We start from the raw sequence: 18,738 nt of genomic DNA, 5'->3' as shown, positions 1-18,738 counted from the left end.
GTGCCGGATCGCCCCCGTCGAACCACCCGCCGGCCACCCCGGCCGCCCCGGCCACCGCGGCCACCGCGACCGCCGTCGCCGCCGGTAGCGCGACCGCCAGCAGGGCGTCGAAGGCGCCGACGCGTCGCACCGCCGCCGTCTCGGACGCGGTCGCCCCGCCGCAGCAGACGATCAGTGCGACGACCGGCAGCAGTGGGGCGAAGAGCAGCAGTGGGACGTCGGCCGATGTCGCACCGCCCAACTGCGGTACGGGCAGGGCCGCGTGGCCGAACGGCAGCACGAGCAGCCAGTAGCCGCCGAGGGCGAGGGCGAGCACCGGCAGCCGCCGGGTTCGGAGCCACCAGATCACCAGGGCGCGCACCCCGCGCGGTCGAGCGCGCTCCGGTACCACGCGGCCTGTGCGGCGTCGTCGCCGTCCAGGACGGGGCCGACAGCAGTCCACAGCTGAGGGTCGAACCGCGCGTGCGCCTGGCCCGGGTCCATCCCGGCCCGGACGGCGAGCCAGGCGAGCAGCTGATCGGCCGCCTCGAAGCCCTCATCGGCGGCCTTCACCTCGTCGGCCGGGCAGTCCCCCGCGCGCGGCGACTCGTGACGGTCCAGCAGGGACATGGCGAGGTCCGCCGCGAGGCCCGCGCGGATGTCGTCCGTGGTGAAGCCCGCCGAACCGCGCACGGTGACCGTCCACCGGGTGTCCGACGCGGGCTCCCCGGAGGGTCCGAGGTGTTCGGTCACCAGGTCCGGTGGCTTCACCCCCACCGGTGTCAGCCCCGTGACCGCCTCTCTCACCACCTGGGCCGTCTCCTCCAGTCGCGCCTCGTGCTCCGGCCACACGCACACCCGGACGGCGGCCGCGTCGGTGCACACCAGTTCCGCGGGCGGTCGCGCCACCACGGCGTCCGGGCCGAGGTCCGAGACGGCCCGCACGGCCCCGGCACCGGCCGCCGTCGCCACGAGCAGCGCCGGGACGACGACGAGGGCGAGCCCCGCCGGGGCCGGTGCCCCCCGCCGGGGCGCGTGCCGGGACACCGTCGTCGCCGCGAGGGCGACGGCCGCCAGCGCGACCGCCGTGAGGACGGGGCCGGCCACACCGCCCGCGGCCACGGTGTCCACGCTCACGCAGCAGCCGCGCGCGGGCTGGGTGAGGTGCCGCAGCCACAGCGGCTCCAGCGCGGGCGGGTACACCTGCCACAGGTAGCCGCCGACCAGGGCCACCGGCAGGGAGGCGGCAGGAAGCAGCCACAGCCCGAGCGCGTACCCGACGAGCAGGTAGCCGCCCAGCGTCGCCACGGCCGCGCCCAGGATCGGCGGATCGGGCCAGCCGGGCGCGGCGCCCATCTGCGCCCGGACGCCGGCGAGTGCGACGGCCAGCGCGAGCAGACCGAGCAGCAGCACCGGCATCAGCGACGCGGCGGCGATCCGCACCCCGCCCCGGACCGGGGCACCACCGCCGACGCCCGCGCGCCGCAACCGTCCCGCCTCCCAGGCGGCGCAGGCGGCGACCACCGGGGCGATGAACATCAGCGCCGAAGCGGCCTTGGCGGTGGCGGCGGTCCAGTAGCCGTCCGGCCCACCCCCGGCCTCCTCGGCCAGGACGTACAGCAGGACGAGCCCGAGAAGCGGGACGGTCGCCGCCACCGCGGCGTTGGCGCGCAGCCGCAGACGGAAGATCACCAGTCCTCGCCGCCCCCGAGCACGGCCGCGTAGGCGGCCTCCGCCACACGGCCGGGTGCGGCGTCCACCGGCGCGACGGCGTGGAACTCGGCCACCGTGCCGGTGAAATGGACCCGCCCGTCGGCCAGTACGACGACGTGGTCGTACACCTCCCACAGGTCCTCGGTCTGGTGGGTGGAGACGATCACATCCGCCACCTCCGCCAGCTGCTCGACGACCCGGCGGAACGTGGTGCGCTGCGCTGGGTCGAGCCCGGCGGTCGGCTCGTCCATCAGGACCAGCCGGGAGGAGTGCACCAGCGTCTGGGCCACCCCGACCCGGCGCAGCTGGCCCCCGGAGAGCGAACCCGTCTGCTGGTCCGCCTTCTTGGCCAGACCCACCCGGTCCAGCGCCGGTACGGCCGCCGCCCACGCCGCCGCACGCGGCATCCCCTTGAGCCACCCCGCGTAGGCGACCTGCTCCCGGCACGACATCCCCGCGACCGGCGTCACCTGCTGCGGCAGCCAGCCCACCTGCCGTCGGTAGTCGCGCAGTTCGGACCGCCGTCCCGTGCGAAGGCCCGCGAAGGTGACCACTCCCGAACGCGGCTTGAGCGAGGACGAACCGAGCGTCAGGAGTGTGGTCTTGCCCGCGCCGTTGGGCCCGAGCAGAACCGTCCGGCCTGGGGGGAAGCGGAAGCTGAACCCGTCGAGGACGACGGGGCCTCTCCGGTACCGGTAGGTGCAGGAATCGAACTCGACGGACACAGCCGCATAGCCTCACAGAAGACGGGTCGTGGACCTGTGCGGTCAGTGGTGAACGCGTGCCGAGCGTACGCGCGGGCGGAGGCCCCTGGTACCGCGCCGGCCCCTGGGCGACCGCGAACCGCGGACGGTCCGGCGGACCGTGGGGCGGTGCGGGGCCCTGGTTGGATGGGAGCATGGACGAGGACGAACTGCTCGATGTCGTGGACGAGTCGGACCGGGTGACCGGCCGCGCGCGGCGCGGAGCCGTCTACCGCGACGGCTTGCGCCACCGCTGCACGGCGGTGCTGGTGACGGACGGACACGACCGGATCTTCGTCCACCGGCGGACCGCCCGAAAGCTCATCTTTCCTTCCCACTACGACATGTTCGTCGGCGGTGTGGTCGGCAGCGGCGAGAGCTACGACGACGCCGCGTTGCGGGAGGCCGAGGAGGAGTTGGGCGTGCGCGGGCTGCCGCGCCCGGAGCCGGTGCTGCGTTTCCTCTACGAGGAGGCCGACCGGTCGTGGTGGACGGCCGTCTACCGGGTGCGCTGCACGCTGCCGGTGCGGCCGCGGTCTCAGGAAATCGACTGGCACACGTTCCTCACCGCGGCCGAGCTGGAGGAGTGGCTGCCGCGGCGGCGCTGGACACCGGACGGGCTCGCGGCGTACCGGCGGCTGTCCGCCTCCCGGACGGGCTGACCGGGTCCGGGTAGGGTCGCCCGCGTGATCGGACTGCTGCGCGCGGTGGGGCTGTGGTTCTCGCCGGGCCGGGTGCGCGACGAGGGCGAGACCCCGGACTACCGCTTCTCCCTGGCCAACGAACGGACCTTCCTCGCCTGGGTGCGGACCGGGCTCGCCCTGGTCGCCGGGGGCATCGCGGTCGACCAGTTCGCCACCGGGCTGGACTGGCCGGTGCGTACCGCCATCGCGGTGGTGCTGCTGGCGGGCGGGGGGCTGTGCGCGGTCCGGGCCGTCAACCACTGGGTGCGCTGCGAGCTGGCGATGCGGCGGCGGCAGGATCTGCCGGAGAGCAGGTTCCCGGCGGTGCTGGCGGTGGGAACGGCCCTCGCCGCGCTGCTGATCGCCGTGGCGGTGGTGGCGACGGGCGCGTTCCGGTGACGGGCGCCTGCCGGTGACGGGGACGGTTCCGCCCCGGGATCCGGCGGCCCAGCCCGAGCGCACCGACCTCGCCTGGCGCCGGACGGCGCTCGCCTTCGCCGCGGTCGCCCTGTTCGCGTGGCGCGCGCCCACCGTCTCCGGCGGCGCCACCGCCGTGTCACTGACGGCCGCCGCGCTCTGCACCGCGGCGTGGGTGGTCTTCCTGCTCGCGGCGAGGGGCAGGCTGCGCCTCCTTCGGGCCCGGCAGCCTGCGGCGGTGGCCGGTGGCCGCGTACTGGTCGCGGCGGGCGCCGTGTTGGCGACGGCGGCGGGCGGGCTGCTGCTGGTGCTGCTCGGCTGAGGGCTCCCGCTGTGGGCCGTGGCGCCGGCGAGGGCCCGCCGATGTAACCCGGCGCCGCGTGCACCCTGGACCCCATACCGACCGGTCGGTAGCATGCCTGCACGTTCAGCGCCCGGGCCGGTCGCGTCCGCCCGGGGCGCCCACGGTACGCCCGTCACCACCACCTCGGGCGCGGCCCCCGGGCCGTCCCACCGCACCAGCGCCACCGCGCCGCGCGCGGTGGGACGCAGAAGGAGAGGGCCGATGACCGAGCCGTCCCCGGAACCCGGTCCGCCGGGTCTGGACACCGCGCGGCTGGCCGCGTACCTGCACCGCGAGCGCCCCGGCCTGGTCGAGGGCCCGCTGCGGGCGGAGTTGATCGAGGGCGGGCGTTCGAACCTCACCTACCGGGTCACCGACGGCGCCGGCACCTGGGTGGTCCGCCGCCCGCCGCTCGGTCATGTGCTCTCCACCGCCCACGACATGGCGCGTGAACACCGGGTGATCTCGGCGCTCGCACCGACCGGTGTGCCGGTGCCCGCCACCCTCGCGCTGTGCTCCGACCCCGACGTGCTGGGCGCGCCGTTCTACGTGATGGAACACGTCACCGGTGTGCCGTACCGGACGGCCGCCGAGCTGACGGCGATCGGCCCGGAGCGTACCCGCCGCGTGGTGCTGGGTCTGCTGGACACGCTCGTCACGCTGCACGCGGTGGCTCCGGAGACGGCCGGGCTGGAGGACTTCGGCCGCCCGGAGGGCTTCCTGGCCCGCCAGCTGCGGCGCTGGGGGAAGCAGCTGGACGCCTCCCGCAGCCGTGATCTGCCCGGTATCGACGAGCTGGCGGCGGCGCTGGCGTCCGATGTGCCGGCCTCGGGTGCGGCGACCGTCGTCCACGGCGACTACCGCCTGGACAACGTCCTGGTCGACGGCGAGCGGATCGCGGCCGTCCTCGACTGGGAGATGTCGACACTGGGCGACCCGCTGACCGACCTGGGTCTGCTGGTGATGTACAGCGGGCTCCGGCCGCTGGAGAGCGGCGGGGTGCCGGCCACCGGCGCGGCGCCGGGCCGCCCGGACCCGGCGGAGCTGGTGGAGCGCTACGCCGCACGCTCGGGCCGGGACGTCTCGCGGATCGCCTGGTACACGGCGTTCGCCCATTTCAAGCTGGCCGTGATCATCGAGGGCATCCACTACCGGTACACCATCGGGCAGACCGTCGGTCCCGGGTTCGACCGGATCGGCGATCTCGTTCCCGGCTTCGTCGAGGCCGGGCTCACCACTCTGCGGAAGGGCTGACCATGGACTTCGCCTTCGACCGGCGCACCGAGGAACTGCGGGCGCGGCTATGGGAGTTCATGGAGGAGCGGGTTCTTCCCGCCGAGGCGACGGCGGCCCGGCAGCTCGCCGACGCGGCCGGTGAGTGGCGGCCGGCGCCGGTGGTGGCGGAGCTGCGGGCCGAGGCGCGGCGGCGCGGTCTGTGGAACCTCTTCCTCCCGGACGAGCGGCACGGCGCCGGGCTGACCAACCTCCAGTACGCGCCGCTGGCCGAGATCACCGGCCACAGCCCGCAGTTGGCCCCGGCGGCACTGAACTGCGGGGCCCCCGACACCGGGAACATGGAGCTGCTGGCGGAGTTCGGCAGCGCCGAGCAGCGGCGGCGATGGCTGGAGCCGCTGCTGGAGGGCGAGATCCGCTCGGCGTTCGCGATGACCGAACCGGATGTCGCCTCCTCGGACGCCACCAACATCACCACCTCCATCGAACGCGACGGCGACCACTGGGTGGTCAACGGTCACAAGTGGTACATCTCCGGGGCGATGAACCCGGACTGCGCCGTCCTGATCGTCATGGGCAGGACCGACCCCGACGGCGCGGACGTGCGCCGCCGTCAGTCGATGGTGCTGGTGCCGCGCGACACCCCCGGCGTCGAGATCCGCCGGGGGATGCGGGTCTTCGGCTACGACGACGCGTGGCACGGCGGGCACGCCGAGATCCGGTTCACCGACGTCCGGGTCCCGGCGGCCAACCTGATCGGCGAGGAGGGCGGCGGTTTCGCCATCGCCCAGGCCCGGTTGGGGCCGGGCCGTATCCACCACTGCATGCGGCTGATCGGCATGGCCGAGCGGGCGATCGCGCTGATGTGCCGCCGCGCCCTGGAGCGGACGGCGTTCGGCCGGCCACTGGCCGACCAGGGGCAGGTCCGGGAGTGGATCGCCGACGCCCGGGTGCAGGTCGAGCAGTTGCGGCTGCTGGTGCTCAAGACGGCCTGGCTGATGGACACGGTGGGCAACCGGGGGGCGCACACCGAGATCCAGGCGATCAAGATCGCCGTGCCGCGTGCCGTGGTGGGGGTGCTGGACCGCGCCATCCAGTTGCACGGCGCCGCGGGCGTCAGCCAGGACGTGCCGCTGGCGGAGCTGTACGCCGCCGCCCGGACCCTCCGGCTGGCGGACGGCCCCGACGAGGTCCACCAGCGCTCCCTCGCCCGCCGCGAACTCCGGCGGCACGCCGGGTAGTCGGCTGCGGCGCCCCGGCCCGGGTGGTGCGGCCGGGGCGGTGCGGCATCCGGGCGGTGCGGCCCGGGCCGGACGGCTCGCAGGGTCCGGGCGGCCGCAGGCGTCCGGGCAGTCCGGAGAGCCCTGAGGGGCCGGTCAGGGCAGGATCACCAGCCGTCCGGTGGTGGTGCCGTCAGCCAGGCGCTGCACGGCGTCGGCGGCCTCGGCGAGCGGCAGCCGTTCCCCGACCAGCGGGCGGATGGCGCCTTCGGCCGCCAGCGCGGTGAGCGACTGGTGGCAGGCGCGGACGGCGACCGGGTCGTGGCGGTTGTAGAGCCCCCAGTGCAGGCCGAGGATGGAGTAGTTCTTGACCAGCGCGTGGCTGAGGGCGGGGGTGGGGACGGTGCCGCCGGCGAAGCCGACCACGACGATGCGGCCCTCGAAGGCGACGCACTTGGTGGACTGGGTGTAGGCGTCGCCGCCCACCGGGTCGTACACGACATCGGCGCCGCGCCCTCCGGTGAACTCCTTGACGGCGGCCACCACGTCCTCCGCGCGCCGGTCGATGACCAGGTCGCAGCCGAGGGTCCGGGCGGTCGCGGCCTTCTCCGGTCCGCCGGCGACGCCGACGACGGTGGCTCCGGCCGCCTTGCCCAGCTGGACCGCCGCACTGCCGACCCCTCCCGCGGCGGCGTGCACCAGCAGCGTCTCGCCGGGCTGGAGGCGGGCACGGCGGTGCAGGCCGAACCAGCCGGTCTGGTAGCCGATGTGCAGCGCGGCGGCCTCGGCGTCGTCCAGACTCGGCGGGGCGGGCAGCACCTCGGTCGCCGGGACGACGACCCGTTCGGCGAAGGCGCCGTGCGGTGGTTTCGGCTGGGCGAGGACCCGTTCGCCGGGGGCGACCTCGGCGCCGTCACCGGCCGCCACCACCTCGCCGCAGAGTTCGACGCCGGGGGTGAAGGGCAGGGGCGGTCGGACCTGGTACTGCCCGCGGCACAGCAGCGCGTCGGGGAAGTTGACGCCGGCCGCCCGGACGGTGAGCAGCAACTCACCCGGCCCCGGCTCGGGTTCGGCGATGTCTTCCAGCCGCATCACGTCGCTCGGCTCGCCGTTGTGGTGGACCTGCCATGCCTTCACGAAGGGGCCTCCGGTGCTCGTCGGACGGTGCGGGGCGGACGGTGCGGTGCGGACGGTGCGGTGCGGACGGTGCGGTGCGGACGGCGCGGTGCGGACGGCGCGGAACAGACTCCGGCGGACGGGGCGTTGGGAACGGACGCGACCGACCCGGGCGGACTGCCCGGGGGTCAGGGCCGCAGCGCGCGCAGCAGCAGGTCGGCGAGGTGGTCGGCGATCTCCCGCGGGGTGAGCCGGCCGTCCGGCCGGTACCAGCTGCCCAGGTGGTGGACCGACCCGAAGTGGTAGTCGACCACCAGGTCGGCCGGGACGGCGTCGCTGAACTCCCCGGTGGCCTGGCCCTCCTCGATCAGGGCGCGGAACCGCTCGTGGTAGCGGCGGCGCGCGGCGCGCACCTCACGGCGCTGCTCCTCGCCGAGCTGGTGCAGGGAGCGGAAGAAGATGGTGGTGTCGTCGAAGTGGTCGATGGTGGTGACGACCACGTCGGCGGCGGCGTCGCGCAGTCGGCGCGCGACGGGTGCGTCGGCGTCGGCGAAGGCGTCGAGCCTCTCCTGCTGGATGCGCAGCACCCGGGCGTAGACCTCGTGCAGCAGGTCGTCCTTGGAGCCGAAGTAGTGGTAGAGCGCGCCCTTGGTGACGCCGGCGGCGTCCACGATCTCCTGGACGCTGGTCCGTTCGAAGCCGTGCTCGGCGAACAGCCGGGTCGCGGCGGAGAGCAGGCGGGTCTCGACGGCACCCCGGCCGCCGGGTGCCTTGCCGGTTCTGTTGGGCACGGTGGCCTCACTCCTCCAGCTTGCGCTGCATGCGGTTCATGGAGCCGAGCCAGCGGTCGGGGTCGGTGGCGCGGGCCACCGCGTAGCCGGCGACCTCGGGGTGGGGCAGTATCAGGAAGCGGTCCTCGGCGATCCCGGCCAGCACCGCGTCGGCGACGTCCTCCGGTTCGATCGCCGTCGGCACCAGCACCAGTTCGCCGGTGCGGCCGGTGGCGCGCAGCATGTCGGTGCGCACGCCCTGCGGGCAGACCGCGTGGACGGCGACGCCCCGGTGGCGGTAGGTGAGCGAGAGCCATTCGGCGAAGGCCAGCGCGGCGTGCTTGGAGACGCTGTACGGGGCGGAGCCGAGGGCGGAGAGCAGGCCCGCGGCGGAGACGGTGGCGACGAAGCGCCCCTCGCCGCGTTCCAGCCAGTCGGGCAACAGGGCGCGGGCGGCCCGGACATGGGACATGACGTTGACGTCCCAGGCCGCCTCCCACGCCTCCTCGCCGGCCTCGGGTCCGCCGGTCGGGGCGATGCCGGCGTTGGCGCAGAAGACGTCGACGGTGCCGCCGAGCGCCTCAAGGGCGGCGGGCACCACGTCGGAGGCGTCGCCCGCGACGGTGAGGCCGCCGATCTCCTCGGCGACGCGCCGGGCGCGTTCGGGGTCGAGGTCGTTGACCACCACGCGGTCGCCCCGGGCGGCGAAGGCGCGGGCGAGAGCGGCGCCGATCCCGCCGCCCGCCCCGGTCACGACGACGTTCTGTGCCTGTTCGGAGTCCATCACGCGGCCTTCCGGTCGGCGGTCGGGTCCGCATACTAACCAGTCGGTAGGGTCTGCGGGAATCCCCTGTGCCCCCGTTGACAGCGGACGGGCGCACCGTGATGCTGAGCGGGCGCTCAGCGGCGGGCGTGTACGGCCCGCCGGCCGCACCCGCGCGGCCGTTCACCGGCGCCCACCCCGGGAGGAACCGACCATGGCAGATCCCCGCGTCCTCACCTCGGCGGACGGCCTGCGGGCCGCGCTCGGGGAGGAACTCGGCCACAGCGACTGGCTGGAGGTCGACCAGCGGCGCGTCGACCTCTTCGCGGAGGCGACCGGTGACCACCAGTGGATCCACACCGATCCCGTGCGCGCGGCCGACGGCCCGTTCGGCACCACCATCGCCCACGGCTATCTGACGCTCGCGCTCATCCCGGTCCTCACCCCGCAGGTGCTGCGGGTGGAGGGGGTGGCGATGGCGGTCAACTACGGGACGCAGAAAGTGCGTTTCCCCGCACCGGTCCCGGTCGGCTCCCGGGTGCGGGCCACGGTCCGGCTCACCGGCGTGGACGACGTCTCCGGTGGCGGCACCCAGGTGACGGCGGCCGTCACCATCGAGCGTGAGGGCGGCACCAAACCGGTCTGCGCGGCGGAGACGGTCACCCGCTACCACTGGTGACAACCGCCGGCGGCGGCCTCGCACACAGACGGCCCCGGCCCGGACCGCGAGGTCCGGCGGCCGGGGCCGTCTTCCACGGGTGGGCGCCAGCAGCCGGCGCCCACCCGTGGTGGCCGCTACTCCTCGTCCTCGCCGAGGAGTTCGCCGCCCTGCTGACGTGCCCGGGAGGCGCGGCCGGAGAGCGCCCGCACCGCGTCCGCGCTCTGACCGCCGCCCGCGCCCAGCCGGGGCAGCAGCTGCGCGGTGAGCAGCGTCGTGAGCGCGGAGGTGTCGCCGGAGCTTCCCTCGGTGTCGACGACGAACGGCCGCGGCGCGCCCTGCGCCAGCGCGGCACCGACGTCCAGCCGGCGCTGCGCCAGCTCGTACTGGAGCACCGCCCGGTTGTCCCGGTAGGAGGTGGCCAGCCGCCGCTGCGCCTTGGCCTCGTTCTCCGCCGCGGTGAGCCCGGCACGGCCGCGGGTCTCGATCTCGAACCGGACGCGCTGAGCCTCGGTCTCCTGCTCCTCCAGCATCTGCGCGACGTCCTTGCGCGCCTGGTTGAGCGCCGCGTTGACCTCGACGATCTTGGCGTCGCGGGTCTTCTTCGACCGCTCGATGTCCATCAGCAGGTTGTCGATGCGGCGCTTGCGGGTCAGCTCCCACTCCTGCTCGTAGGCCACCTTCTCCTTGGCCACCCGCTCCCGGGTCGCCAGGTGCTGGCGGTACTGCACGGGAAGCTGCACATCGGGGATGTTGCATCCCGTGAGCCGCACTCCGTACCGGGCGAGCTGCCGGTTGAGCAGCTCCTGCATGTCGGCGACATCCGAACCGCGCAGGTCGTAGGCGCGCTCGGTGGAGATCTGCCGGCTGCGCTGCCGGATGGCGTCCTGCACCGAGTTGGAGAGCACCAGGTCGAAGTTGCTGGCGCCGATGGTGCGGACGAACAGCACCGCGTCGGTGATCCGGAACTTCAGGAAGAACTCGATCGAGGTGAGCGGCACGTTCTCCCGCGTCGGGCAGGCCACGACCGGCGCCGAGTACGGGATCTCGGTGGAGGTGTCCACCACGAACTCCACCCGCGACCAGGGGTGCCACAGGTAGTGGCGGCCCGGGTCGAGCTCTCCGACGACGGCGCCGTACTTGGTCAGCACGCCGGTGGTGCCCTGCTCGATCTCCACGATCGAGGAGCGCCACCACCACAGCGCGCCGAGGAGCAGGGTGATGGCCCCGAGGGCGTAGGTGGGGACGGCCAGCGCGCTCCAGGCGGTCTCACCGACCACGTTGTCCGACTGCGAGCCGCTGACGGTCATCATGACGCCCGCCAGCAGGGCGAGCAGCCCGAACCACAGCAGCACCGTCCACGTGTTGCGCCGGCTGTTGCGCGGCATCACCACCGGTACCAGCGCGCCGTTGTCGCCGCCACGCAGCAGCCGGGCGATGTCGCCCCAGCCGGCCACGTTCTCCTGGATCACCGAGCCACGGCGGTCGGCCCCTGTCGACTGGCTCATTTACTCGCCCTCCCGCGTGATGTGTTCGGCACCGGACTCCGGGCCGGGCGTGGCCGGCGGTTCCCCGTCCGTTCCGTCCGGGAGCGGCGTGTCGTCGCCGCCCTGCACCGAGGCGCGGATCTCCTCCACCGCCTCGGCGCCGGGGAGTTCGTCCGACTCGGGCTCGACGGCGGCCACGGTGGTGGCCTGCTCGGCGCTGCGCAGCGCGCTGATCTCCTCCTCGCGCTCGACGATGCGCGCGGAGATCTCCGTGAGGCGGCCGCGGATGACGGACATGTCCTCGTCGGAGAACAGCTCCTCGCCGGCCTCGCCGATGATGCCGCGCGCGATGCGCAGGAAGTCGACGGTCGCGGCGTCGCCGGAGCCGATCTTCAGGACCTGCGGGAGGCGGTCGGCGACCTTCTCCAGGCGGTCCAGGACCTGCTGCTGGTAGCGGTAGTTGAGGATCTCGGGCGCCTCGGCGGCGGAGACCGCGCGGATGTCCAGCGCCTGGGCGTCCAGCAGCGCGGCGTTGGCGTGCGCCTCGGACTCGGCCTCGACGAACCGCTGGCGGGCGACGGCGCGGGCCCGGTTGGTCTCGCGTTCCAGTGCGGTGTCCATCTGCGCCTGGTACTGGGCGATGTCGGCCTGGATCGCGGAGAGCGTCTCGTTGAGCGTGGCGAGTTCCTTGGTGAGGTCGCCCTCGTTGTTCTCCTTGCGGAGCTGGAGCTCGTACTCGTGGGTGTAGGCCGCCTTCGCCACCCGCACCATCTCCGGCGCGGCGAGGTCCATCCGGTATTCCTTGCTGGACGGCTCGGCGTGGGTGATGTTGGCGTTGGTCAGCTCGACGGCGGGTCTGAACTGCTGGTTCAGCTGGTCCAGCAGCCGGTTGGTGTTCTCGCCGACCATGTCGTAGATCGCGGAGGCCTCCTGGTCGTAGATGAGGCTCCGGGTGGTCTCGCTGATCGCGTTGTTCAGCTTCTCCTCGAAGCCGCGGACCGCGCCGAGGGTGTAGATGAACTCCACCGGGTCGTTGATGCGGAACTGCACGAAGAGGTCGATCGACGCCTGCACGCCGCTCTTGGTCGGTGCCTCACGGATCGGGGCGTTGAACGGGTACTCGCGCGTGGTGTTGACGATGTACGACACCCGCTTCCACGGGTTGAACAGGGTGATCCGGCCGGGGCCGACGACCTGCTCCAGCTTGCCGAACCGCGTGATCAGCGCCTGGCAGCCGTCCGGGACCATGACCATGCCCTGCCGCCACCACATGAAGACCGTGGCCAGCAGCGTCATCACCCAGTAGTGGACGCCGAAGAACGGGTTGAGCACGGGACCGTCGTCGGAGACCGCTGAGAGGACCAGCCACGCGACGACTCCCGCGGCGATCAGCACCAGCGCGGGCAGCATCGTGACGAAGGTGCGGCCGCGCGGGATCACCATGGGGCAGATGACGTGGACGGGCCCGCCCCGGCCCCGCTTCAGCTCGGTGCGGTTGAGCACCTCGCCGGCGTTGTTCAGCGACGCGGTCTGCTGCTCGATCCGGGTGCCCACCGAGCCGCCCTGCTCGCGGGCGGCCAGGAAGTCGTCCGGGTTGGCGACGGCGGCCGCGGCGTCCTCGGCCCGGGCCCCGGTCTCACCGCCCTGGTCCCGCAGCAGGCCGGTGACCGCCTCGCGAGGGTCTCCCCCCTGCGCGACGGACCGTGCCGCCTGTCGGACGTTCTGTGTCAGGGACACAGGCAACCTCCCCCTCAGTTCGGAATTGCTGTGGTCCGGCCATCAGACCAACCGGGGATTGCGACGCGCCACTCATCGGTACGGTTCCGGCAAATCGTCACCGGCACGTGACCGGAGCGGCCGGCTGCGGCGGCACCGCGACGCCCGCGGCGGGCTCCGGGTCGACGGACGGGCAGCGGCCGGTCACCCGGTGCTGTGGCGGGCGCCGACCATCCGCAGCGCCAGCTGGGCGTACAGCTCGCCCAGCGCCTCCGGGGAGTCGGGGCCCGCGGGGTCGTACCAGCGGGCGATGTCGATGCACAGCGAGAGCACCGCCCGGGTCGTGCCGCGCAGGTCGGGCACGGTGAACTCACCGGCGGCCACGCCGTCCTCCAGGACGGTGCGCAGGATCTCGCCGGAGCGGCGGCGCAGCGCCTGGATCTCCGCGTAGTGGCCGGGCTCCAGCGCGGTCAGCTCGTACTGCACCACGCGGGCGCGGGTGTGGTGTTCGGCGTGCCAGCGGACGAAGGCGGTGACGGAGCGGGCCAGTCGCTGGGCCGCCGTGCCGCCCGCCGCGGAGGCGTCGCCGAGGATGCGCACCGCGCGCCGGTGGCCGTAGGCGCTGATCTGGTGGAGCAGCTCCTCCTTGGTGCGGTAGTGGATGTAGAGGGCGGCCGGGCTCATCCCGGCCCGGGCGGCGATGTCGCGGGTGGTGGTGGCGTGGAAGCCCCGTTCGGCGAAGGCCGCGACGGCGGCGAGCAGCAGCCGGCCGGCGGTCTCGTGTCCGGCCGACGCCACGAGGCCGTCACGGGAGCTGTCGGGCTCGGGTGACGGGGGCTGCTCGCCGTCCACGTGCGCTGGCATGGTGCCTCCGGGGCGGTGCGGTGGTCACCGGTTCCCGGCCGGGAACCGGTGCGGCAGAGCGTACACCGAGGGGTGAGCGATCGCTTAGCACGGCGCCCGGCTCAGCACGCGCGGACCGCCCCGGCCGCCCTCAGCCGGCCGGCCGCTCAGCCGCCCGGCACCGCCTGCGGCCGCTGGTCGAAGACGACGAGCGCCCGGCCGCCGCGCCCCCGCGACATCGCGGCGAACGCCTCGGGGACCTGGTCCAGGGTGATCCGGTCGGTGACCAGCGCGGAGAGATCCAGCCGGCCGGCCCGCACATGCTCGGCCAGCACCGGCAGGTCCCGCTCCGGGACGCTGTCACCGTAGACGCAGCCCGTGAGGGAGCGGGCGGTCAGGAAGAGCTCCAGCGCCGAGAACGCGACCTGCTGGTCCTTGCCACCGATCCCCACCACGGTCGCCCGCCCGCCGCGCCGCGTGGCGCTCCACGCCGCACGGATGGTCTCGGCACGACCGGCGCACTCGACGGCCACGTCCACGCCTCCTCCGGTCAGTTGCCGCACCTCGCGTGCGGTGCGGTCGGAGGCGAGCAGGAAGTCGGTGGCTCCGCAGGCGCGGGCCAGTGGTTCCTTGTCCGTCGAGACGTCGACCGCGATGATCCGCCCGGCTCCCGCGATCCGGGCCGCCTGGAGCACCGACATGCCCACTCCCCCGATCCCGACGACCAGGACCGTCTCGCCGGGACGGACCCGGGCGCTGTGGTGGATCGCGCCGTATCCGGTGAGCACGGCGCAGCCCAGCAGCGCCGCCTCGGTGAGCGGCAGCCCGTCCGGCAGCGGCAGCACGCAGCGCTCGGGAACCACGGTCTCCTCCGCGAAGGCGGCGACCGTCAGCCCCGGGTAGAGGTCGCGGCCGTCCTCGTCGGTGGCGTAAGCGACGGTGGTGCCGGCGTTGGCGGCCTCGCAGAGCCACGGCTCGTCCAGCACGTCGCAGAAACGGCACCGCCCGCAGGACGGCGCCCAGTTGAGGACGACCCGCTGTCCCGGCGCGACGGCGGTGACGCCCTCGCCGACCGCGACCACGGTGCCGGCGCCCTCGTGACCGAGGACGGCCGGCACCGGCTGGGCGAGTGTGCCGTTGGCCAGGGAGAGGTCGGAGTGGCAGACACCGGCGGCGGCCAGCCGCACCCGGACCTGACCGGGTCCGGGTGGCGGCAGATGGACGCGGGTCAGCCGGGGCGGTTCTCCGACGGCGGTGAGGACCGCCGCTCGGACCGGCTCGGTGGCGCGAGCGGCGGCAGGGTGCACGGCGGGCGGGTGAGGCTCCATGCCGTCAACCTAGCGACACCTCCCTCCGGTGTCAGCAGGCCGGGAGCGCCACGATGACGGGGACGGGAACCCTCCCGCGCCCCGGCGGGCGCGAGGGAGCGTGTCACGGGCAGGGCAGCGGCGGCGCCGCCGGCCGCCCCGGCGGGTCCGCCACGGACGGTGCCCCGGGGCTCACCGCCGGGCGGAGCGGCGTCCGGCGCCGCGGTGCGGGGGAACAGGGATGCGTACAGACTGGGATCGTTCATGCGCTTACCGTCCGCCCATTCGAGTACGGATACCACCCCAGAGCGGCGGATCGCCCGGAAAGCTACCCAAAGGTGTGATCACGGGGCAGGCCCGTGCGGAGCGTGCCACCGTGCGCCGCTGCCGTCCGCCCGAAGTGCTGTGGGATCAAAGAGCCATGACGACTCGGCGCCACCCCAACGACCGGCTGCGCGCGCTGCTCCGCGAGGCCGACTGGACCCAGGAGGCGCTGGCCCGCGCCGTCAACGCGCTGGGCGCGGAGATCGGTTGCCCGTTGCGCTACGACCGCACCGCCGTGGCCCACTGGCTGTCGGGCACGCAGCCCAGGAACCCGGCGCCGCAGCTCGCCGCCGAGGCCCTGTCGCGGCGGACCGGACGCCCGGTGACGCCCCAGGCGGCGGGGTTCACGGCGGTGTCCCAGGAGCCTCCCGCCCTCGACCCGGTGACCGGCTTCGCCGACCTGTGCCGGGACGACGCCGACAGCGACCGCCGGGGGCCGCTGCGGCAGCGGCCCTACCGGGTCGCGGAGTCGGTGGTCGCCGAGTTTCCGGTGACCGTCCCCGCCCCGGCCCGGCCGTCCGGCACACACGCCGAGCAGACCACCGCGCTGCGGGACGCGGCGGCGTTCTTCGCCGGCTCGATCGACTCCCACGGAGGGCTGCACGCCCGCAGCGCCCTCGCCTGTTACCTCGCCGACGACGTGACCCCCATGCTGACCGCCCCCCGCCCGGAGCGGGCGCGCGCCGAGATCCTCACCGCCGCCTCCCGGCTGGCGTTCCTGCTGGCCCGGATGTACGAGGACGGCAGGCTGCACGGGCTGGCGCAGCGGTACTACTCCTTCGCCTACCGGCTGGCCGTGGAGTCGGGCGACAGGGTCTCCTGGTGTCTGGCGGTGCGGGCGATGAGCGCGCAGGCGGACCGGCTGGGTCACCTGCCGTCGGCGCTGCACCTGGCGGAGGCGGCGGGGCGCGCCGCTCACGGGGTGCCGCCCGCTCAGCAGGCCTATGTCCGCTCCCAGTTGGCCGTGGTGCTGGCGCGCAGCGGGGACCGCCGCGCCGCTTTCGGGGCGCTGTCCGCGGCCGAACGGGCGGCGGCACGTTCACCCCGGGGCGGGTCACCGTTCGACTCCTACCCCAGCGCCGCCCTCGCGTTCCAGACCTCCGTGGCGCTGGAGGCGATGGACGACCTTCCGGGTGCCCTGGCCGCGCTGCGCCGCTCCGCCACCGAGCGTCCCGCGAGTGATGTGCGCGGGCGCACCCTCACGCAGGCGCGATTCGGTCAGCTTCTGCTGCGCACCGGTCATCTGGAGGAGGCGTGCGTGGCCTGGAGGTCGTTCCTCGCGGGGCAGGAACGGCTGCGTTCCGGCGACGCGGAGCGGGCGCTGCGCGACATGCGCTCGGCGCTGCGGCCGTTCCGCAACCGCCGGGGCGCCGCCGAACTGCTGGCCCGCTCGGCGCCGCGCCGCGAGGAACGCCCCGTCCCGTCCTGAGCGCGTGTTCGAGACCGGCCGCCCCCGCGCCGCGCGGTCCGCGGGCGGCGGTCAGTCCTGGCCCGACAGGAACTGGGTGGCGGCCAGTTCGGCGTAGAGCCGGTCCTCGCGGACCAGTTCGGCGTGGGTCCCGACCGCCCGTACGCGCCCCGCGTCGACCACGATGATCCGGTCGGCGAGCACCACGGTCGACAGGCGGTGGGCGACGACCAGGACGGTGGTCTCGCGCGCCACCTCGGCGACGGTGTCGCGCAGGGCGGCCTCGTTGACGGCGTCGAGCTGGGAGGTCGCCTCGTCGAGCAGCAGCAGCCGCGGGTTGCGCAGCAGCGCCCGCGCGATGGCGACCCGCTGGCGCTCGCCTCCCGACAGCCTGGTCCCGCGGTGGCCCACCGGGGTGTCCAGGCCCTCCGGCAGCCGGTCGACCAGCCCGTCCAGCCGCGCGGTGCGCAGCGCCTCGTGGAGCCGCTCCCCGGTGACGTCGGGCGCGCCGAGCAGGAGGTTGTCACGGAGGCTGCCGGAGAGCACCGGGGCGTCCTGCTCCACGTAGCCGATGGCGGCCCGCAGCCCGTGCAGGTCCCAGGAGCGGATCTCGCGGCCGTCGACCAGGATCTCGCCGTCCGTCGGGTCGTAGAAGCGCTCGATCAGGGAGAAGAGGGTCGACTTGCCCGCGCCCGAGGGGCCGACGAAGGCCGTCATCCCCCGGGGCGGGACGGTGAAGCTGACGCCGTGGTGGATCTCGGGCAGCTCGGGGCCGTAGCGGAACCGCACCTCACGGAAGGTGACGGAGGCGGGCTCGCCGGCCGGGGCGGGGAGCGGCGCCGCCGCGGCCTCCACGGGTTCGGCGGGCAGCGCGTGGGCCTCCTGGATGCGGCTGACCGCGGCGGAGCCGACGTTGTACTGGGCGATGGCCCGGACGAACTGGGAGACCGGGAGCATCAGGTAGAAGACGTAGAGCAGGAAGGCGACCAGGGTGCCGATGTCGATCTGCCCACCCGCCACCCGGGCCCCGCCGACGCCGAGCACGGTGAGGAAGGCGACCTGGGTGGAGAGGCCGGCCGCGTTGGAGGCGATCGCCTGCCAGAGCGCGGCGCGCACCCGCTGGCGCCAGGACTCGTCGGTCGCCGCGTGGACCGCCCGCTCCTCGCGCGGTTCGGCTCCGGCCGCCTTCACGGTGCGCAACGCGCCCAGCGACCGCTCCAGCGTCGCCCCGATCAGGCCGACCGACTCCTGCGCCTGCTTGGTGGCCGCTCTGATCCGGGGCGAGACCACGGCGATGACCAGGGACGTCAGGCCGATCACGCCGAGGGTGACCGCGAGCAGCACCACGTCCAGCACGGCCATCATCACCAGGGTGGCGACGAGCAGCAGCCCGCCGGTGCCCATCCCGATCAGGGCTTCGGTGGTCATCGCGCTGAGCAGGGTGGGATCGGCGGTGGCACGGGAGATCAGGTCGCCGGGTTCGCTGCGGTCGACGGCGGATATACGCAGGCGCAACAGGTGGGAGGTGAGGGAGCGGCGCGCCTGGAGCACCACCGACTCGGCGGCCCGCTGGAGCACGTACCCGCCGAGCGCGCCGAGGCAGGCGTTGACGAGGACCAGCAGGGTCATCAGTGCGAGGAGTCCGGCGACGCCCCGGTCGGCGGAGAGGTCGTCGATGAGCTGGCGGGCCACGAGCGGGAGGGCGAGCCCGGCCGCGCCGGTGGTCAGCGAGAGGAGGGCACCGAGGGCGAGCAGCCGCCGGTGGGGGCGGATGTACCCCAGCAGCACCTGCCAGGGTGGCGGGGTCTCCGGGGGCGGTGCTGATGGTGCGGTCTCGGTCGGGGCCGTGGCGGTGGTGTCGCCCGGCGCGTTTCCAGCGTCAACCGGCGTCGTCATGGCGCGAATACTAGGTCGCCCCACCCCGAGGCGTCCGGGGGAGGTGCCTCTATGTCTTTCGTCAAGGCGCCCGTGTCGGGTTTGGGGTGGTTCGGGGTTGCTGGGTTATGCGGCGAGTT

The 18,738-nt window shown here is 74.3% G+C and carries 17 protein-coding genes and 1 pseudogene; 7 read left to right on the top strand and 11 right to left on the bottom strand.

Annotated features, from left to right (window positions below; genetic code table 11):
* The 3 genes and pseudogenes from E0D90_RS12425 to E0D90_RS12415 form a co-directional block, all read right to left on the bottom strand.
* Window positions 1-349: pseudogene (locus E0D90_RS12425) on the bottom strand (hypothetical protein); the annotation flags it as partial.
* Window positions 346-1,671: a DUF7224 domain-containing protein gene (locus E0D90_RS12420; RefSeq protein ID WP_130798010.1), complete on the bottom strand. Its 1,326-nt coding sequence runs from the start codon at window positions 1,669-1,671 to the stop codon at window positions 346-348. The gene E0D90_RS12420 and the pseudogene E0D90_RS12425, both read right to left, overlap by 4 nt.
* Entirely contained in the window at window positions 1,668-2,417 is a 750-nt protein-coding gene (locus tag E0D90_RS12415) for an ATP-binding cassette domain-containing protein (protein WP_130798008.1), read from the bottom strand. Before E0D90_RS12415 ends, E0D90_RS12420 begins: the two co-directional genes overlap by 4 nt.
* Before the next feature lie 173 nt (window positions 2,418-2,590).
* Between E0D90_RS12415 and E0D90_RS12410 the strand changes: the two genes are divergently transcribed.
* The 5 genes from E0D90_RS12410 to E0D90_RS12390 all read left to right on the top strand — a co-directional run bounded on the left by E0D90_RS12410 (window position 2,591) and on the right by E0D90_RS12390 (window position 6,352).
* Window positions 2,591-3,097: an NUDIX domain-containing protein gene (locus tag E0D90_RS12410; RefSeq protein WP_130798006.1), complete on the top strand. Its 507-nt coding sequence runs from the start codon at window positions 2,591-2,593 to the stop codon at window positions 3,095-3,097.
* 24 nt (window positions 3,098-3,121) lie between these two features.
* On the top strand, window positions 3,122-3,517 hold the full coding sequence (locus E0D90_RS12405) for a YidH family protein (RefSeq protein WP_103500326.1): 396 nt from the start codon (window positions 3,122-3,124) through the stop codon (window positions 3,515-3,517).
* 13 nt (window positions 3,518-3,530) lie between these two features.
* On the top strand, window positions 3,531-3,857 hold the full coding sequence (locus E0D90_RS12400) for a DUF202 domain-containing protein (RefSeq protein ID WP_130798004.1): 327 nt from the start codon (window positions 3,531-3,533) through the stop codon (window positions 3,855-3,857).
* Window positions 3,858-4,100: 243 nt separating this feature from the next.
* Window positions 4,101-5,132 (top strand): phosphotransferase family protein, encoded by a 1,032-nt coding sequence (locus tag E0D90_RS12395; RefSeq protein WP_130798002.1) that lies wholly within the window; start codon window positions 4,101-4,103, stop codon window positions 5,130-5,132.
* Window positions 5,133-5,134: 2 nt separating this feature from the next.
* Window positions 5,135-6,352, top strand: a complete 1,218-nt coding sequence (locus E0D90_RS12390) for an acyl-CoA dehydrogenase family protein (protein WP_130798000.1) — start codon at window positions 5,135-5,137, stop codon at window positions 6,350-6,352.
* Window positions 6,353-6,487: 135 nt separating this feature from the next.
* Here the strand turns inward: E0D90_RS12390 and E0D90_RS12385 are convergent, their stop codons facing one another.
* The 3 genes from E0D90_RS12385 to E0D90_RS12375 form a co-directional block, all read right to left on the bottom strand.
* Window positions 6,488-7,468, bottom strand: coding sequence for an NADPH:quinone oxidoreductase family protein (locus E0D90_RS12385; protein ID WP_130797998.1), 981 nt, complete (start codon window positions 7,466-7,468; stop codon window positions 6,488-6,490).
* 167 nt (window positions 7,469-7,635) lie between these two features.
* On the bottom strand, window positions 7,636-8,238 hold the full coding sequence (locus E0D90_RS12380; protein ID WP_130797996.1) for a TetR/AcrR family transcriptional regulator: 603 nt from the start codon (window positions 8,236-8,238) through the stop codon (window positions 7,636-7,638).
* 7 nt (window positions 8,239-8,245) lie between these two features.
* Window positions 8,246-9,001 carry an SDR family NAD(P)-dependent oxidoreductase gene (locus E0D90_RS12375; RefSeq protein WP_130797994.1) on the bottom strand — a complete coding sequence of 252 codons (756 nt, stop codon included), beginning with the start codon at window positions 8,999-9,001 and terminating at the stop codon, window positions 8,246-8,248.
* Window positions 9,002-9,194: 193 nt separating this feature from the next.
* On the opposite strand from E0D90_RS12375, the gene E0D90_RS12370 reads away from it, so the two are divergent.
* Window positions 9,195-9,659 (top strand): MaoC family dehydratase, encoded by a 465-nt coding sequence (locus E0D90_RS12370; RefSeq protein ID WP_103502251.1) that lies wholly within the window; start codon window positions 9,195-9,197, stop codon window positions 9,657-9,659.
* Between the two features lie 116 nt (window positions 9,660-9,775).
* Here the strand turns inward: E0D90_RS12370 and E0D90_RS12365 are convergent, their stop codons facing one another.
* The 4 genes from E0D90_RS12365 to E0D90_RS12350 form a co-directional block, all read right to left on the bottom strand.
* Window positions 9,776-11,146: an SPFH domain-containing protein gene (locus E0D90_RS12365; RefSeq protein WP_103502252.1), complete on the bottom strand. Its 1,371-nt coding sequence runs from the start codon at window positions 11,144-11,146 to the stop codon at window positions 9,776-9,778.
* Entirely contained in the window at window positions 11,147-12,862 is a 1,716-nt protein-coding gene (locus E0D90_RS12360) for an SPFH domain-containing protein (protein ID WP_103529407.1), read from the bottom strand.
* 183 nt (window positions 12,863-13,045) lie between these two features.
* Window positions 13,046-13,705 carry a TetR/AcrR family transcriptional regulator gene (locus E0D90_RS12355; protein ID WP_130797992.1) on the bottom strand — a complete coding sequence of 220 codons (660 nt, stop codon included), beginning with the start codon at window positions 13,703-13,705 and terminating at the stop codon, window positions 13,046-13,048.
* A gap of 146 nt (window positions 13,706-13,851) precedes the next feature.
* The gene (locus E0D90_RS12350) at window positions 13,852-15,012 is read right to left on the bottom strand and encodes a Zn-dependent alcohol dehydrogenase (protein ID WP_103529409.1); all 1,161 of its coding nucleotides are present in this window, start codon (window positions 15,010-15,012) and stop codon (window positions 13,852-13,854) included.
* A gap of 400 nt (window positions 15,013-15,412) precedes the next feature.
* On the opposite strand from E0D90_RS12350, the gene E0D90_RS12345 reads away from it, so the two are divergent.
* Window positions 15,413-16,744, top strand: a complete 1,332-nt coding sequence (locus E0D90_RS12345; RefSeq protein WP_130797990.1) for an NsdA family TPR-like regulatory protein — start codon at window positions 15,413-15,415, stop codon at window positions 16,742-16,744.
* A gap of 51 nt (window positions 16,745-16,795) precedes the next feature.
* Here the strand turns inward: E0D90_RS12345 and E0D90_RS12340 are convergent, their stop codons facing one another.
* Complete coding sequence (locus tag E0D90_RS12340; protein WP_130797988.1) at window positions 16,796-18,619, bottom strand: ABC transporter ATP-binding protein; 1,824 nt, start codon at window positions 18,617-18,619, stop codon at window positions 16,796-16,798.
* Between the last annotated feature and the right edge of the window lie 119 nt (window positions 18,620-18,738).

Origin of the sequence: Streptomyces otsuchiensis (assembly GCF_004305975.1) — a bacterium.
Lineage (GTDB): Bacteria > Actinomycetota > Actinomycetes > Streptomycetales > Streptomycetaceae > Streptomyces > Streptomyces otsuchiensis.
The sequence above is the reverse complement of the archived record's forward strand: the minus strand, read 5'-3'. Positions and strand labels throughout refer to the sequence as shown.

Excerpts from the sequence above, each read along its gene's own strand:
- E0D90_RS12410 (WP_130798006.1), top strand. The coding sequence starts at position 2,591 with ATGGACGAGGACGAACTGCTCGATGTCGTGGACGAGTCGGACCGGGTG.
- E0D90_RS12395 (WP_130798002.1), top strand. The coding sequence starts at position 4,101 with ATGACCGAGCCGTCCCCGGAACCCGGTCCGCCGGGTCTGGACACCGCG.
- E0D90_RS12390 (WP_130798000.1), top strand. The coding sequence starts at position 5,135 with ATGGACTTCGCCTTCGACCGGCGCACCGAGGAACTGCGGGCGCGGCTA.
- E0D90_RS12375 (WP_130797994.1), bottom strand. The coding sequence starts at position 9,001 with ATGGACTCCGAACAGGCACAGAACGTCGTCGTGACCGGGGCGGGCGGC.
- E0D90_RS12370 (WP_103502251.1), top strand. The coding sequence starts at position 9,195 with ATGGCAGATCCCCGCGTCCTCACCTCGGCGGACGGCCTGCGGGCCGCG.
- E0D90_RS12365 (WP_103502252.1), bottom strand. The coding sequence starts at position 11,146 with ATGAGCCAGTCGACAGGGGCCGACCGCCGTGGCTCGGTGATCCAGGAG.
- E0D90_RS12355 (WP_130797992.1), bottom strand. The coding sequence starts at position 13,705 with ATGCCAGCGCACGTGGACGGCGAGCAGCCCCCGTCACCCGAGCCCGAC.
- E0D90_RS12350 (WP_103529409.1), bottom strand. The coding sequence starts at position 15,012 with ATGGAGCCTCACCCGCCCGCCGTGCACCCTGCCGCCGCTCGCGCCACC.
- E0D90_RS12345 (WP_130797990.1), top strand. The coding sequence starts at position 15,413 with ATGACGACTCGGCGCCACCCCAACGACCGGCTGCGCGCGCTGCTCCGC.
- E0D90_RS12340 (WP_130797988.1), bottom strand. The coding sequence starts at position 18,619 with ATGACGACGCCGGTTGACGCTGGAAACGCGCCGGGCGACACCACCGCC.